We start from the raw sequence: 13,258 nt of genomic DNA on the forward strand, positions 1-13,258 counted from the left end.
GGAAAGGATGTTGATATCTGGCTAATCAGCCACGAATCAGCGAAATTGATGCGGAGGCGCATTTGGTGATGAGGATGATGGGCAATAGCATACCATTATAATCCTCTCGGCGCTCGAATCACTTTATCAATCCTTCGAGCGCTTTTGCTGCGGTAAACTTTGGGACTTTGGTTTCCGGAATGTTGATTTTCTGTTTGGTCTGAGGATTCAAGCCTGTCCGAGCTTGTCAGGACAAGCCTGTTGGGCCAGTTGCCTGTACCTTTAGGCATCAAGTCGTTATAGCGTTTTTCTCTTTACGGTGGGTTTGAATCAGATAAGCGGCAATATACCCGAGAGCGGCGAATAGTGTGGAAACCAGCAGCGCGGCCACCATCCATCTTTCCAAAATTCCAAAATTCAAGTAGAAAAACAATTTCAGCGCCTGGAGAAAATTGCCCGCATCGAGTACAGGCGTCATCGTCTGTCTAAAATCTTCCATCCCCATGACGGTCGAGTGGCCCAGTAATAAGCCTCCAGCGTAATAATATCCATAATAAATCGGTATTACCGTTAAAGGATTAACGATCCACGTGAAAGCAAACGCCATGGGGAAATTGTAGCGTATCATTAGGAGCAACAACCCAAGAGTAGCGGTATGACCTCCAATAGGAATACCTAGAGCTACAAACAGGCCTATCGCCACTCCCCGAGCGTCAAACCACGGAGGGTTCTTCGAGAAAGACAAAGGATCTACGATGTTTCTTTGAATAAAATCCCGACATCGAAGTAAGCGTCCGCTGATTTGACCAGTTTTTCCAGAGGAACGGGGTTCCTGCGACGGATGTTCCGATTCATCGTTATTCACTATCTTTTTCCCGAGATCCACATCGTTGGACGCAACTTGTTTCGATTCTCACAAAAATCTCCGTTACTAAACTTTAGATTCTTAGTGTTCAACAGGTTCAATGAGCAAGTTATCAAGAATCTCAATACATCCTATAACACTCTGAGCGCCCGGGCATCCTGCTAGATAAACTTTAAAAGCCTGCCAGGCGTGTTCTTCTTTGTCTCGTGAAATCTTCAGATGGTAATCAACGCGAATCCTGGTGATTTTGAGCACGCCGTTGACATCCTCGATATCGCCTTCCACATCGGCCCAGTAGATGTCCTTGGGCGAGTCAATCTGTTTTGCGGCCAGGAACCTGGCCAGAGTGCCCATCATTCAAGCGGCGATTGCCGTTATCATGTGATCCAGGCCTATCAGATAGTTTGTGTAAGAAGTCGTTCGTGATATTCTGCAAGGACAGAGGAGATCACGGACATGATCTCAATCAAGGAGATATTAGATGAGTTGTTGGCGGGTTACAAGAACTCGGAGGATCTAACGGGACCGGATGGTATTTTTCAACAGATTAAGAAGGCATTGATTGGGGCACAAAAACTATGCATAAGGACCAAGCTGTTACCGAGGCGAATAGGTGCATGAGTGGCGCCTTCACCGGCCTATGCACGGTGGGATTTCTAGCTCGAGCTTCCTATGCTTTAGCAAGGACACCAGTACTCGCTTTGTTCGCAGCCTCCCTTGGGGTTGGTCCGGAGGCCATTGGCTTTGCTGTCGCAATCTCTACGGTCACCGGCATATTTTTCAAAATGCCCGCTGGTGTGCTTTCCGAAGTCATAGGCCGGACTCGAACTCTTTTCGTGGGTTTGGCTGTGTTTGCCGTCGTCCCGTTCGCCTACTTATTCGTTTCCTCTTACGAGGCGCTGGTTGTGGTCCGTTTCTTTCATGGCTTCGCAACGGCGATTTACGGTCCCGTAGTTATGGCTGTAGTAATAGGAGTAGCCGGGTCAAAACGGGCTGAAATGCTGTCATGGTTTTCTTCGGTCACTATTATTGGAAATCTTATAGGAGCGCCCTTGGGCGGGTTCTTGTTGACATGGTTGGCTGCCGGGCAGGAACCGAACCTGACTCACTTCCACATCGTCTACGGAGTTGTGGCTGCCTTGGGGATGTCCTCGCTCCTTATGGCCCTTTGGGTCATGAAAGGCAAATGGGACCAGCCTAATCATACGAATGGCAAGACACTCTCTGCTGTGTGGAGACAATTTCGGACAGGGATTACAGAGATCTTATTCGATCGACGAGTGTTGCTAACCAGCAACATGGAGGGAGTCCAGAACCTCTCCGTCGGCGCCTTGGAGGCGTTCCTTCCAATCTATGCAGTCATGATCTGCGGATTCTCAGCATTTCAGGCGGGTCTGCTTTGGGGCGCTCAAATTGTCGTTACCATTATTTCTAAGCCCTTGATGGGCAAGTTTTCTGATCAGCATGGCCGGCAGAATCTGCTGTTCTGGGGGATGTTCGTCTGCGTGGTTCCCTTCGTACTTATTCCGTGGTTTAAGAGCTATACTGTGCTTCTTTTGCTTTCCGCAATATTCGGATTGGGTGAGGCGATTGTGACATCCTCCGCCGCAGCCCTGGTTGCGGACTTGTGCAAAGATGACAACCTTGGTTCCGCAATGGGTACATTCGGCACGATATTCGACGTAGGCCACGCTTCCGGCCCGTTGTTGGCCGGGGTTCTCATCGGGTTCAGCGGTTCAGGATCGGATTACCGTTTATCATTCGCAGTTGTCGCGGCTTTAATGGTAATAGCCGCTATTGTCTTTAGATTCGGAGTAAAGCTTGAGTCCAGGTAATCGGGATCATAAAATTTATGGTCGTTACAAGTCAAAGCGGAAAAAGCGCATGGGGTCATAGCACAGAGGTAGCGAGGAAAATTTCAAGGCGCCTTCGAATTTTTTAGAAAGGCATGTCAGCAATCCTGTGTAAAGGTCGTTCGTCTAATTTGTCATGATCTTCAAGTGGTCCGGTTCAAGATCGGCTGTGGTTAAAACCCCTGCAAGCCGTATCGCCGAGCCAAACTCCCTTGTGACGAGAAGACCATTTTCTCCATAGGACCCGAGGCTGGCCCGCACCCATGCTCTTCGCCAGCATATTTCACCTTTCATTCCTCTGCCATTTTGGCGACTCACTGATCGGCTTGGATAAATCAGGGATGTCTGGTCTCCAGAATATTGGCTTACCGAAAGATTTCCACTATGCCACGGTGTCAAGTATTAGCCAGCGTGCCCCCATCAACGTAAATGCTCTGGCCAGTGATAAATTTCGCGGCATTCGAACATAAGAATAATACTGCGCCAACTATATCATCAGTTTCAGCTAGCCTACCCTGAGGTATTCGTGCGACAAGCTGTCTTTCGATTTCAGGGTTTGCCCAAATCGGTTCACTGAAATGCGTGCGGGTCATTCCAGGCCCAACGGCATTAACCAGAATATTAAGAGGGGCCCACTCACAGGCCATACACATGGTCAGCATTTTTAGCGCCGCCTTGCTGGCCTGATAAGCGCCCATCATTATGCCTCCTCGCTCAGCCCCGACCGTGGTAATATTTACGATACGGCCTCCCCCTTGTTTCATCATGACCTTGGCGCATGCCCTTCCTAATAGAAAAACAGCCTTGACGTTGGTATCAAAAATCTTGTCAAAGCCATCCTCCCTTAGATCTAAAAGAGGCCTGAAGAAACTTCGTGCAGCGTTGTTAATCAATATATCTATCCTGCCGAACTTGCTGACAGCAGTCTCCACTAATTCTTCGATGTCTTCATTTCGCGTTAGGTCGGTCACCTTGGAGACGGCTTGTCCCCCTCGAGAAGTAATGTCGTCAGCAACCTTTTGAATTTCAGACTCGGTCCTGGCGGCAATAATAACCTTGCACCCGGCGTCCGCCAAACCAAGGGCTATTTCACGTCCGATTCCCTTTCCACCTCCGGTAACAATAGCCACTTTATCAGTTAAGTCTGGGAGATAATCCATGGGTTCGTCCCTCCACGTAGATGTTTAATATTCTCATGAGATAACAATATATATAGGGCGCCTACAAAAATCGACCATTTTTCAGCGCATCGTGTATACGGTTTGGGCGTCATGTGTTTTACAGAGCGTATCCCAAAAACAGAGAAAGTGTTCAGCGACAATTGCAATTGGCAAAGTTCCGGGAAGTGTTTGTCTGTTAGAGATATCCATAATTTATCCATCGAGGGCATGGTAATGGTAGGCACGATTTAATGTGATTGAAAAGTCTTGTTCCTCCAAGGAATTTCGAGAAGTTCTTCTGCTCGATCGTGGAGACGCCCATTGGTTCCATCAAAGTTTTTTCCTTTCAATAGCGACTTTGACAGATCGATACAATTAAACGATGTCGTGTAATTTTGACTTGCGGGAAACGTTTGGAACGCAAAATTGCCCCCATTTCGCATCAGGATTGTCGAGAAAGCTCTCACAGCGTTACCATGACTTGTCAATGCGACTTCCCCGGCGCAGGTTTCACAGCTTCGATGATGGCAGAGGCGATGTAGGCTTCGACATTGCGGCCCGGCGCCCATTCACGAATGAATTCGCGACTCTCATCTTTGGGTTGAATTTTTATGCTCTGAAACCCGGATTCGCCAAGCATGGTCTCCAGTTCGGTAATGGTAGCGGCTCCCCCAATGCAACAGGAGTAAAGAGCCAAGTCGTTCCGAATGGCTTCGGGCAATGGCGCGGTAGCGATCACGTCCGAAATGGCTAATCGTCCTCCGGGCTTTAGGACCCGGAACGCTTCGCGAAAAACTCTTTGCTTGTCAGGCGAGAGGTTTATAACGCAGTTCGACATGACGACGTCCACGCTTGAGTCGGCTATAGGCAAATTTTCGATTTCACCTAAACGAAACTCGACATTCGAGTATTCGTTCGTTCCGGCATGTTCTCTTGCTTTGGCAACCATTTCCGGGGTCATGTCAACCCCGATTACGCGTCCGGTTTTCCCGACCTGTCCGGCTGCCAAAAAACTGTCGAATCCTGCGCCACTTCCAAGGTCGAGAACAGTTTCCCCTGGCCGTAAACCAGCTATGGCATGTGGATTGCCACACCCAAGCCCTAATTCCGAGCCTGTTGGAACAGACTGAACATCCTCCGCCGAATATCCCATCTTCAATGATGAATTAGCCTCGGATACGTTTGAAGGCCCGCAACAACTTCCCGATGGGGCGCAACCGCATCCTGCATTCCCTTCTTTGGCAATTTGGCCATATTTTTGCCTTACAGACTCCCTTATCTCTGAATCTTGCAGATCTTTCATTTTCGATATCCTTTCGTCGTTTTTAATTATGTTTCCCCCTACACTGAGACATTCGTCCTGCTTGAGAGAGGCGGGCATCGAGCACCCGGTAAGCAAGTTCGCCGTGGCGATCACCGTTTCCGGGTCTACCCAGCACAATATGTTTTTCCCACGTCTTTCCATTCGTATGAGCCCTGCCTGCCGGAGTTCTCTCATGTGATGAGAAACGGTTGAAGGATCTATCTCAAGGCCCTTGCCGAGTTCGCTAACACGTTGCCTTAACGCGATATCTGCGCTGCATTTTGTTCCGGGAGGACAGCATGAAACCAAACGCAGAAAGATCCTCAAGCGGTTAGGATTTGACAACGCTCTAAAGATCTCGGCATAGCCGGCAATGTCGTATCGATAGTTGGACATATGTCAACATGTAACAGGTACGGCAATCCTAGTCAAGTAACAGAATTTCGCTTATTAAAATCAAATTATTGGATAGTAAATGAAGAGAACTGTTGACATGAGCGCCGCGCCGTTTTAGTATTTTCCGAAATGGCGTAACAGCCATTGCGTTATTTTTGAAAATTTTATGTATGTTATCGAAACTGTCTTGACAAACACAATGGCTTGTTTTATTATTTGACTAAATGGGAAAATGGAGTAACATATATGAGTCCCCACGAAAACGAACGGCTTCGATTAAAAGCAGAGGTATTCAAGGCCATGGGCCATCCTCTTCGCCTGGGAATTATCGAGTTTCTTCAGCCAGGTGAAAAGTGTGTCTGTGAAATCGTGGAACAAGTCGGCACAGAAATATCTAATGTGTCAAAACATTTATCTGTACTAAAGAAATCAGGAATCGTCGCAGACCGCAGGGATGGCCTTAAAATTATGTACAGCTTGACCATGCCGTGCGCTCTGGATTTCGCCAGATGTGTTGAGAATGTGGTAATCAAAAGACTTGAAGACCAACGGGCTGTAATGGTCGCATAGTTTGGGCGATCATTTACCCCATTTAATTACAAAAAATATTTCATCAGGCAATTATGCAATATTTTTTTAACAATCATTATTTGATGATTTAAGAAAATACTAAAATGTTGTTAAGAGACAAAGAAAAACTCCAAATGAAAGCAGATGTTTTTAAGGCCATCGGCCAGCCTGTTCGTTTGGGGATTCTGGAACTTCTTCGCCTGGGAGAAATGCCCGTCGGCCTCATCGCATCCAGATTGGAAACAGATGTATGCGCCATTTCAAAGCATTTGTCACTTCTGCGTACGCATGGAATAGTTTCTGGCCGTAAAGAAGGACTAAAAATTTTCTATAAAATTGCCATACCCAATTCATTGGATTTCTTTGACTGCATTGACGGTCTGGTTGGGCCTAAGCTGCTGGATCGCTACAAGATCTAATTGTGAACCGAATATTGAATTTGAGTGAGCATAGCCAATTGTAATAATTATTGTCTGGATTCAAGACCCCAAGAGATACGGAGACAACTATGAATACGACTTCACATACCCCAGAGATCGAAAAACAGGATTTGCGAGAACTTGAATTTGAAATCGGGCCAAACCCTGATGACGTCGTTGCTATCGAGTACGATAGCTTTCGGTCCAAGCTCATTTATCTTTTTTCAGGCACAGTCCTTTTGGCCGCCTGGTGGCTTGTTTATGAAAACCTGTTGCCCGTTGCCAAATTTCTTACTTATCATGTCTTGCAATTGAGCGAAGGCACACACTTTGGTTCTACAGTCGAGTTCTTTATTTTTGAAGTGCCAAAAGTTTTGCTCCTTCTCACACTTATTGTATTCTTTGTAGGCATAATCCGCTCCTTCTTCACTCCGGAACGCACCAGAAGGATTTTGGCCGGCAACCGTGAGTCGGTAGGACACGTCCTTGCAGGGGCCTTGGGTGTAGTAACTCCCTTTTGCTCCTGTTCGGCAGTGCCGCTTTTCATGGGGTTCCTCACAGCCGGCGTTCCTCTCGGTGTAACATTCTCCTTCCTCGTCTCGGCGCCCATGGTCAATGAAGTTGCTCTTGTACTTCTTTTCGGCTTGTTCGGCTGGAAAGTGGCCGGGCTGTACATGGCTACCGGCCTCACTATTGCGCTTATCACCGGTGTCATTATCGGCAGACTCCACATGGAAAAATATCTCGAAGATTGGGTCATCGAACTGACAGCCGACAAATCCGCAGTAGGACAAATCTCAATAGAAGAAGAACGTTTGAGCTGGAAAGAAAGAATCGGGTTCGGTATCGACGCAGTAAGAGACATTGTATTGAAGGTCTGGCCGTATGTCGCAATTGGTATTGCTGTCGGCGCGGGCATTCATGGTTATGTGCCCGAGAACTTTCTCGCCGGCATCATGGGAAAAGAAGCATGGTGGGCAGTGCCGGTCGCGGTTCTTATAGGTGTGCCCATGTATAGTAACGCAGCGGGTGTAATCCCTATAGTGCAGGCCCTGCTGTCCAAGGGAGCGGCGTTCGGCACCGTGTTGGCTTTCATGATGGCGGTTATCGCCATATCCACACCGGAAGCGATCATTCTGCGCAAGGTCCTCAAACCGAGATTAATAGCTGTTTTCATTGGAGTAGTCACGGTTGGAATTATCCTCGTGGGCTATCTGTTCAACATGGTTCTGTAATTCTACGCCTCCTGGGACATTAGACTGGAGAAACCATAAAAATGAGTTCTGACACAAAAATTTCAGTGGGTCGGCACGACGGTGTTGAAGAAGCGGTTAACGCCACTTCGCAATCATTGGTCGCACGTATCGGAGAGAGCGGCTTTGTTTCATATTGGCAGGACGAGTGGAAACCGCTGGTTCTTATCACAGGGGTCTTCCTGATTTGTTATTACATTCCTGTTGGCAACTTACGATTTGACAATGCGGTAATTGAATCATTTTACCTTGTAAAATGGTACGCTCAAGAACATGTGCTCCTGTGTCTAGTTCCAGCTTTCTTCATAGCCGGCGCCATCGGGGTTTTTGTCAGTCAGGAAGGGGTCATGAAGTACCTTGGGCCGACCGCTTCCAAGTGGATCGCTTATCCGGTCGCGTCCATCTCCGGTACAGTGCTGGCCGTGTGTTCCTGCACTATATTACCTCTATTTGCCGGGATTTGGACTCGGGGCGCAGGCCTCGGACCAGCATCGGCTTTCCTCTACTCCGGGCCCGCTATAAACGTTTTGGCTATTATCCTGACCGCAAGAATACTGGGCATGGAATTGGGAATAGCCCGTGCGGTAGGAGCGGTTTTCTTCAGTGTGATTATCGGACTACTCATGCATGCCATATTCCGTAAAGATGAAGAGCAACGCACAGAAGAAACGTTGGCTGCAATGGGATCCATGGATTTGGACGGACGCCCACTTTGGAAGACCACCATATATTTTGCATTCATGATAGGGATTCTAGTGTTCGCCAACTGGGGCAAACCCGACATTGATACTGGACTTTGGTTCACTATCTATTCCTCGAAATGGATCATAACAGGGGCCCTGTCTCTCGGTTTTGCCGCAGTAATGGTAATGTGGTTCGCGGTCCCATTGTGGAAGATGGGTATCAGCGTCGCAGCGGTCGGAATTATCGGATCGATATTTCCCGATGATCCCCTTGTGCCGTTCACAGCAGGAGTTATTGCCTTGTCTGTAATGGCGACCACTACCGAAGGTGAGACTCAGGACTGGTTTAGTGAATCCTGGGGTTTTGCTAAACAAATTTTGCCCTTACTACTTTTTGGGGTACTGATAGCCGGTTTTCTCCTGGGACGCCCTGACAAGGAAGGGATGATACCAAATGAGTGGATATCGTGGGCATTGGGCGGCAATTCAATCGGGGCGAACGCCATAGCTTCCGTGGCCGGCGCATTCATGTATTTCGCTACCCTGACGGAGGTGCCTATTCTCCAGGGACTTATCGGCAGTGGCATGGGTAAAGGTCCCGCTCTGGCGCTTCTCCTGGCTGGACCTGCGCTTTCGTTGCCCAGCATGTTAGTGATCAACAGCGTGATGGGTTTCAAAAAGACCTTTGTTTTCGTTTCCTTAGTCTGTGTTTTATCGACTGTCGCGGGAGTAATGTTCGGTTCATTCGTGGACTAGGAAGGACAAATCAATATGGCTTTTAGAGGATTTGACCAAATAGATAAACTTTTCGAGAAGTATTCTATTTTTGCCCGCTGGTTTTCGCCCAGACGGCTGTATAGAAAATAGAGCCGTCTTCAGGGTTCAAGAACAGCGATTTCAAAAATGGCGTTTATATAGGAATTTAGATCAAAAAAGGTTTAACAATCAATTCATTTTAGGCTAATGGACCTCTAAGAAAGAGGCAACACAGAAGGGAGTATTTTTAGATGAAAGTAGAAGTACTAGGAGTTGGATGCGCTAAGTGTCACAAACTTGAAGAACTGGTTCGAGACATCGTTAAAAAAAACGCAATAGACGCCGAGATTGTAAAAGTGGAGGACATTAAGGTGTTCGGTCAATATGGGGTGTTTATGACACCCGCGCTTGTAGTTGACGGTCAGGTTAAAGTAGCCGGCAAAATACCCAAAGAAGCCGAAATTCTGAAATGGCTCTCTGCTTGACAGCATGAATTATAGATAAAGGAAACATCTCCGGCAGTTATAAACTGTCGTCTCGCTCCATACGGACGTCGATCAGAATTTTGAATGAAATTCATCATTACCCAAGGCGTCAACGGCTGATTCTGAAATAAGGGAGAATTTTTATGCGACGTATCAATTTAACAATCATCATTACGCTTTTAGTTGGTCTATTTGGACTCTTGTCTCATGCGAACGCTCAGGATCCTAAAATCAATCTCCAGGCGCTACTGTCGAAAAAGGTCCCGATTTTGTTAGAATTCGGACGTGGGTGGTGTATACCCTGCAAATATATGAAACCGATTCTGGAAGATATGGGAAAGGTCTACTCAGGGAAAGCTATTGTAACCACGGTAGATATGGACGCCAACAAGAACCTGGTAAGAGATTTCAGGATTCGGATGATGCCTACACAGGTCTTCTTGACCCCTGACGGTAAAGAGTTTTTCAGAAACGAAGGCACTCTTGAGCGAGAAAATATAGCCCAGGTATTTACAAAAATGGGCCTCGCCGCTCCGGCGCTTCAGGGCGCAGCGCGATAGGAGGCGTATTGGCGTTGGGATTATTATGAGGAGACTTTTCTATGACGTTTGACATAAAAAACGCTAAAGCCTCCTCATCACCAATAGCTTCTGCGTGTTACCCTCAACAAAGGCCTGTGACCTGTAGAGTCACAGGCGTCACTTTTCGCTTAGGAGAAAGTGAATGGAGTCATTATTTGCAATAGTTCAGCAGTGGGTTTCTTCCGGCAGCATATGGCTAGCGGCCGGTGGGGCATTTGTGGGGGGCGCTTTAACTGCCATGAATCCCTGTGTCATCGTCATGGTTCCACTCTTGATAGGGTTTATAGGTGGCATGGATGAGGATATGACCACTTGGAAATCTTTCCTTTTCACAGTGGTTTTCATTGTCGGGTTCAGCGTGGAATTGGCCGTGCTTTTCACCGTAGGTCTAGCCGCAGCGCCCTTTCTGCAATCCGAATATATGGTTTATGTAGTCGCTGTTATTTGCATCCTGTTGGGATTGCACTTTATGGATCTTTTTCACTTCCAGCTTCCTATTTCTCAGGATAAGCTCCCAAAATACACAGGCTTCCTTGGGGCCGCCTTGTTTGGTTTCATGTTCGGTCTTGTTTCGCTCCCATGCACAGGCCCGGCCCTGATCCTTATCGTCAGCGTCATCCCATTGAAAGGCCCTCTCTTTGGTGGAATTATGATGCTGTTCTATGGCATTGGCCATTGCCTGCTGATCCTGGCGGTTGGGACTTCTGCAGGGGCCGCTCGGCACCTTATAGGCTCCACAAAGATGCAGTCAGCTAATCTTAAGCTTAAGAAAGCGGCGGGAGCGCTTCTGGCAGGTGTCGGGGCATACATCGGAGTGGCCACCTTGTTTCCTGGCCTTGGAATAGGAATGTAATTATTGACGGAGCAATAGAATGAGCCCAGATCAAAATGACGCTCCTGTTCGTATTCGAGTTACTGATTGTGATGTCGGTATCATAGGACTGAAACAGGCGTTTCAAGAAATCGCCGAGTCGCACGCTGATATGAGCGAGGCTGAAATAGAATCTACGCTGCTAGAGCGCTTGAGTGTCAGGAATTACATCGCAAGCTCCGCTCGAAGCGACTATGGTAAGGCGTTCGTCAGAGAGTTCAGAAAGTTTCTTGGTCAACCTTACCAGGAAGAAGACGATGGAGCCATTAAGGTGGTCATATTGGGGCCTGGCTGCACTGAGTGCAATCGCCTCGAGCAGTTGGTGATGCGTGCGTTAAGCGAGTTAAGCATACTGGCTTCCCCTGAACATATTACAGACATAAAACAAATGGCTAAGTATGGGTTTGTGCCAACACCTGCTTTGATAATCAACGGAAAGATTGTAGCTAAGGGCACAGTCCCAAATATCAATAAGATCAAGGAATGGTTGAAACAGGCAAACCCGGCGTAAAACGTCTAGTTGTTGATTTGTCGCCTGTAGATTTATAATTCGTTGTTTGGATTGATTGGATAATTGAGTGGAACAACTAATTTTTAGGTTGGCAAATTTCACTATTGCGTCAAATCGTATATTAACTTGAGTAGTGTCATGAAGAAATTGACTCAATTATTTACAAGAGCCATCATAATGGCGCTGTTTGTTTGCCGCCTGATGATGTTGAACAGCGTTTTCCGACAGTTGAGCCCATGATTCCTATTGAAAGTCGAATCATTCTGTATTGCCACGGGCCTGAGTGCGACATGGCGGAAAAAGTGGCCGCTTTCCTGAGTCAGATGGGCTACGGGAAACTCACATGAATTATCGCAAGGAGGGCATAGCGGCCATCTGATTAGAATATTTTTCTACAGTTGTCGTCAATTACAGGCGGCATATATCAAGAGAGGAGGTATTTAGAATGCGAAAACTACTGATGTTCATTTCTGTGGCCCTGATTACAGTGGCGATGAATTCCGCCGTATTTGCCTGTGGCTGCGGAGGTGGCAAACTTAAACCCGACACAAAATCTGACATTTTGACAAAAGCCTAGTTTAAACAGGAGGAGCGAAACACTGATCTGTTTTTTGGTTTTTAAGGGTGTTTCCACTCCTCCGGCTTCTGCGTAAAAAGGGTCAGGTTTGCCAATATAGCTTTGCTAATGCGCTTTGAGAAAGCGCATTAGATTCGTAGACTCGCTTCAGAAAGGAGAAATTACCAATGAGTGAAGAATGTTGCTCTTCAAATAAGAAAGCGATGATTGTGGCATGTTCAGGGGCTTCCAATGTAGGACAAATTTCGAACCAGACTGCTGTTGAACTTACTCGCGAGGGGTTTGGCAAAATGTTTTGCCTGGCGGCAGTAGGAGCGCACATCAACAATTTTGTGTTTTCAGCTCAGAATGCTGAAAATCTTGTAGCCATTGATGGTTGCCCGGTAGGTTGCGCAATGCGATTGCTGGAGCATGCGGAGGTTCCTGTAAGCGCCTATGTAGTGGTTCAGAACCTCGGAATTGAAAAGAGGGCTGATAGCCTTTTTGGCGCAGAAGAGGTGGAAAAGGTAAAGGCAGCGATAAAGACGGCCGGCAAATCAAATACAGGTACGATTGCAGACACCGACGAGCCATGCTCGTGTTGTGGCTAATTGGGCGTAAAAGGTTAACTCGTGAGAGGAGCAAGTAGTCATCATGAATGATCTTAGGCTGGCCAACAGGGTACTGGTATCCATGATGACCGCCGCCGCATTCATTGTAATGACGGCGTCCGGAATATTGGCCTATGTTGTTCCACACGGTAGAATCGAACTGGAGGTTTTTATGAAAACACTTCGTGTCTTATTGGTAGGTTTGGCGATTGTTTCTATTGGACTTGTAACTTCGAGCTTTGGTGGAGAATTCTATGTTGTAAAAAGCCGGTCCGGTCTACTCCGAATCGTTGACCATCTCCCAAAAGGAGGCGCCACGGTAGTAAATGGACCATTCAGCAGTAAAGAGGAAGCCAGCAAAGCCATGAAAGCGCCGACAGAGGGAAAACCGGCGACGCAGTGAAAC

The 13,258-nt window shown here is 47.3% G+C and carries 20 protein-coding genes; 14 read left to right on the plus strand and 6 right to left on the minus strand.

Annotation, left to right across the window (positions count from 1 at the left end; all coding sequences use genetic code 11):
- Positions 1 to 118 precede the first annotated feature (118 nt).
- From WC647_17140 to WC647_17150, 3 genes are all read right to left on the minus strand, one after another.
- Positions 119 to 211 (minus strand): HU family DNA-binding protein, encoded by a 93-nt coding sequence (locus tag WC647_17140; GenBank protein MFA6224028.1) that lies wholly within the window; start codon positions 209 to 211, stop codon positions 119 to 121.
- A gap of 57 nt (positions 212 to 268) precedes the next feature.
- Positions 269 to 844 (minus strand): DUF2062 domain-containing protein, encoded by a 576-nt coding sequence (locus WC647_17145; protein MFA6224029.1) that lies wholly within the window; start codon positions 842 to 844, stop codon positions 269 to 271.
- Positions 845 to 925: 81 nt separating this feature from the next.
- The gene (locus WC647_17150) at positions 926 to 1,201 is read right to left on the minus strand and encodes a hypothetical protein (GenBank protein MFA6224030.1); all 276 of its coding nucleotides are present in this window, start codon (positions 1,199 to 1,201) and stop codon (positions 926 to 928) included.
- Between the two features lie 99 nt (positions 1,202 to 1,300).
- Here WC647_17150 and WC647_17155 point away from each other — a divergent pair, with 99 nt between their 5' ends.
- A complete protein-coding gene (locus WC647_17155) occupies positions 1,301 to 1,465 on the plus strand; it encodes a hypothetical protein (GenBank protein ID MFA6224031.1) in 165 nt (54 codons plus the stop codon).
- Positions 1,462 to 2,679 carry an MFS transporter gene (locus WC647_17160; protein ID MFA6224032.1) on the plus strand — a complete coding sequence of 406 codons (1,218 nt, stop codon included), beginning with the start codon at positions 1,462 to 1,464 and terminating at the stop codon, positions 2,677 to 2,679. The genes WC647_17155 and WC647_17160 overlap by 4 nt, the downstream gene beginning before the upstream one ends.
- A 144-nt stretch (positions 2,680 to 2,823) precedes the next feature.
- Here WC647_17160 and WC647_17165 read toward each other — a convergent pair whose 3' ends face one another.
- The 3 genes from WC647_17165 to arsM all read right to left on the minus strand — a co-directional run bounded on the left by WC647_17165 (position 2,824) and on the right by arsM (position 5,556).
- On the minus strand, positions 2,824 to 2,991 hold the full coding sequence (locus WC647_17165) for a hypothetical protein (GenBank protein ID MFA6224033.1): 168 nt from the start codon (positions 2,989 to 2,991) through the stop codon (positions 2,824 to 2,826).
- A 101-nt stretch (positions 2,992 to 3,092) separates the two neighbouring features.
- A complete protein-coding gene (locus WC647_17170) occupies positions 3,093 to 3,857 on the minus strand; it encodes an SDR family oxidoreductase (GenBank protein MFA6224034.1) in 765 nt (254 codons plus the stop codon).
- Positions 3,858 to 4,341: 484 nt separating this feature from the next.
- Positions 4,342 to 5,556 (minus strand): arsenite methyltransferase, encoded by a 1,215-nt coding sequence (gene arsM, locus WC647_17175; GenBank protein MFA6224035.1) that lies wholly within the window; start codon positions 5,554 to 5,556, stop codon positions 4,342 to 4,344.
- A 246-nt stretch (positions 5,557 to 5,802) separates the two neighbouring features.
- On the opposite strand from arsM, the gene WC647_17180 reads away from it, so the two are divergent.
- The 12 genes from WC647_17180 to WC647_17235 all read left to right on the plus strand — a co-directional run bounded on the left by WC647_17180 (position 5,803) and on the right by WC647_17235 (position 13,255).
- Positions 5,803 to 6,126 carry a metalloregulator ArsR/SmtB family transcription factor gene (locus WC647_17180; GenBank protein MFA6224036.1) on the plus strand — a complete coding sequence of 108 codons (324 nt, stop codon included), beginning with the start codon at positions 5,803 to 5,805 and terminating at the stop codon, positions 6,124 to 6,126.
- Between the two features lie 134 nt (positions 6,127 to 6,260).
- Positions 6,261 to 6,545 carry a metalloregulator ArsR/SmtB family transcription factor gene (locus tag WC647_17185; GenBank protein MFA6224037.1) on the plus strand — a complete coding sequence of 95 codons (285 nt, stop codon included), beginning with the start codon at positions 6,261 to 6,263 and terminating at the stop codon, positions 6,543 to 6,545.
- An 89-nt stretch (positions 6,546 to 6,634) separates the two neighbouring features.
- Positions 6,635 to 7,780 carry a permease gene (locus tag WC647_17190; protein MFA6224038.1) on the plus strand — a complete coding sequence of 382 codons (1,146 nt, stop codon included), beginning with the start codon at positions 6,635 to 6,637 and terminating at the stop codon, positions 7,778 to 7,780.
- A gap of 41 nt (positions 7,781 to 7,821) precedes the next feature.
- Entirely contained in the window at positions 7,822 to 9,237 is a 1,416-nt protein-coding gene (locus WC647_17195; GenBank protein MFA6224039.1) for a permease, read from the plus strand.
- Between the two features lie 251 nt (positions 9,238 to 9,488).
- Entirely contained in the window at positions 9,489 to 9,722 is a 234-nt protein-coding gene (locus tag WC647_17200) for a thioredoxin family protein (GenBank protein ID MFA6224040.1), read from the plus strand.
- Between the two features lie 143 nt (positions 9,723 to 9,865).
- On the plus strand, positions 9,866 to 10,282 hold the full coding sequence (locus WC647_17205) for a thioredoxin family protein (GenBank protein MFA6224041.1): 417 nt from the start codon (positions 9,866 to 9,868) through the stop codon (positions 10,280 to 10,282).
- Between the two features lie 163 nt (positions 10,283 to 10,445).
- Entirely contained in the window at positions 10,446 to 11,156 is a 711-nt protein-coding gene (locus WC647_17210; GenBank protein ID MFA6224042.1) for a cytochrome c biogenesis protein CcdA, read from the plus strand.
- A gap of 19 nt (positions 11,157 to 11,175) precedes the next feature.
- Positions 11,176 to 11,685 (plus strand): thioredoxin family protein, encoded by a 510-nt coding sequence (locus tag WC647_17215; protein MFA6224043.1) that lies wholly within the window; start codon positions 11,176 to 11,178, stop codon positions 11,683 to 11,685.
- Between the two features lie 191 nt (positions 11,686 to 11,876).
- Complete coding sequence (locus WC647_17220) at positions 11,877 to 12,032, plus strand: hypothetical protein (GenBank protein ID MFA6224044.1); 156 nt, start codon at positions 11,877 to 11,879, stop codon at positions 12,030 to 12,032.
- A 98-nt stretch (positions 12,033 to 12,130) separates the two neighbouring features.
- Complete coding sequence (locus tag WC647_17225) at positions 12,131 to 12,262, plus strand: hypothetical protein (GenBank protein MFA6224045.1); 132 nt, start codon at positions 12,131 to 12,133, stop codon at positions 12,260 to 12,262.
- A 167-nt stretch (positions 12,263 to 12,429) separates the two neighbouring features.
- Positions 12,430 to 12,852: a putative zinc-binding protein gene (locus tag WC647_17230; protein MFA6224046.1), complete on the plus strand. Its 423-nt coding sequence runs from the start codon at positions 12,430 to 12,432 to the stop codon at positions 12,850 to 12,852.
- A 43-nt stretch (positions 12,853 to 12,895) separates the two neighbouring features.
- Positions 12,896 to 13,255, plus strand: coding sequence for a hypothetical protein (locus WC647_17235; protein ID MFA6224047.1), 360 nt, complete (start codon positions 12,896 to 12,898; stop codon positions 13,253 to 13,255).
- Positions 13,256 to 13,258 lie beyond the last annotated feature (3 nt).

This window comes from Desulfomonilaceae bacterium, assembly GCA_041662605.1.
Lineage (GTDB): Bacteria > Desulfobacterota > Desulfomonilia > Desulfomonilales > Desulfomonilaceae > CAJBEZ01.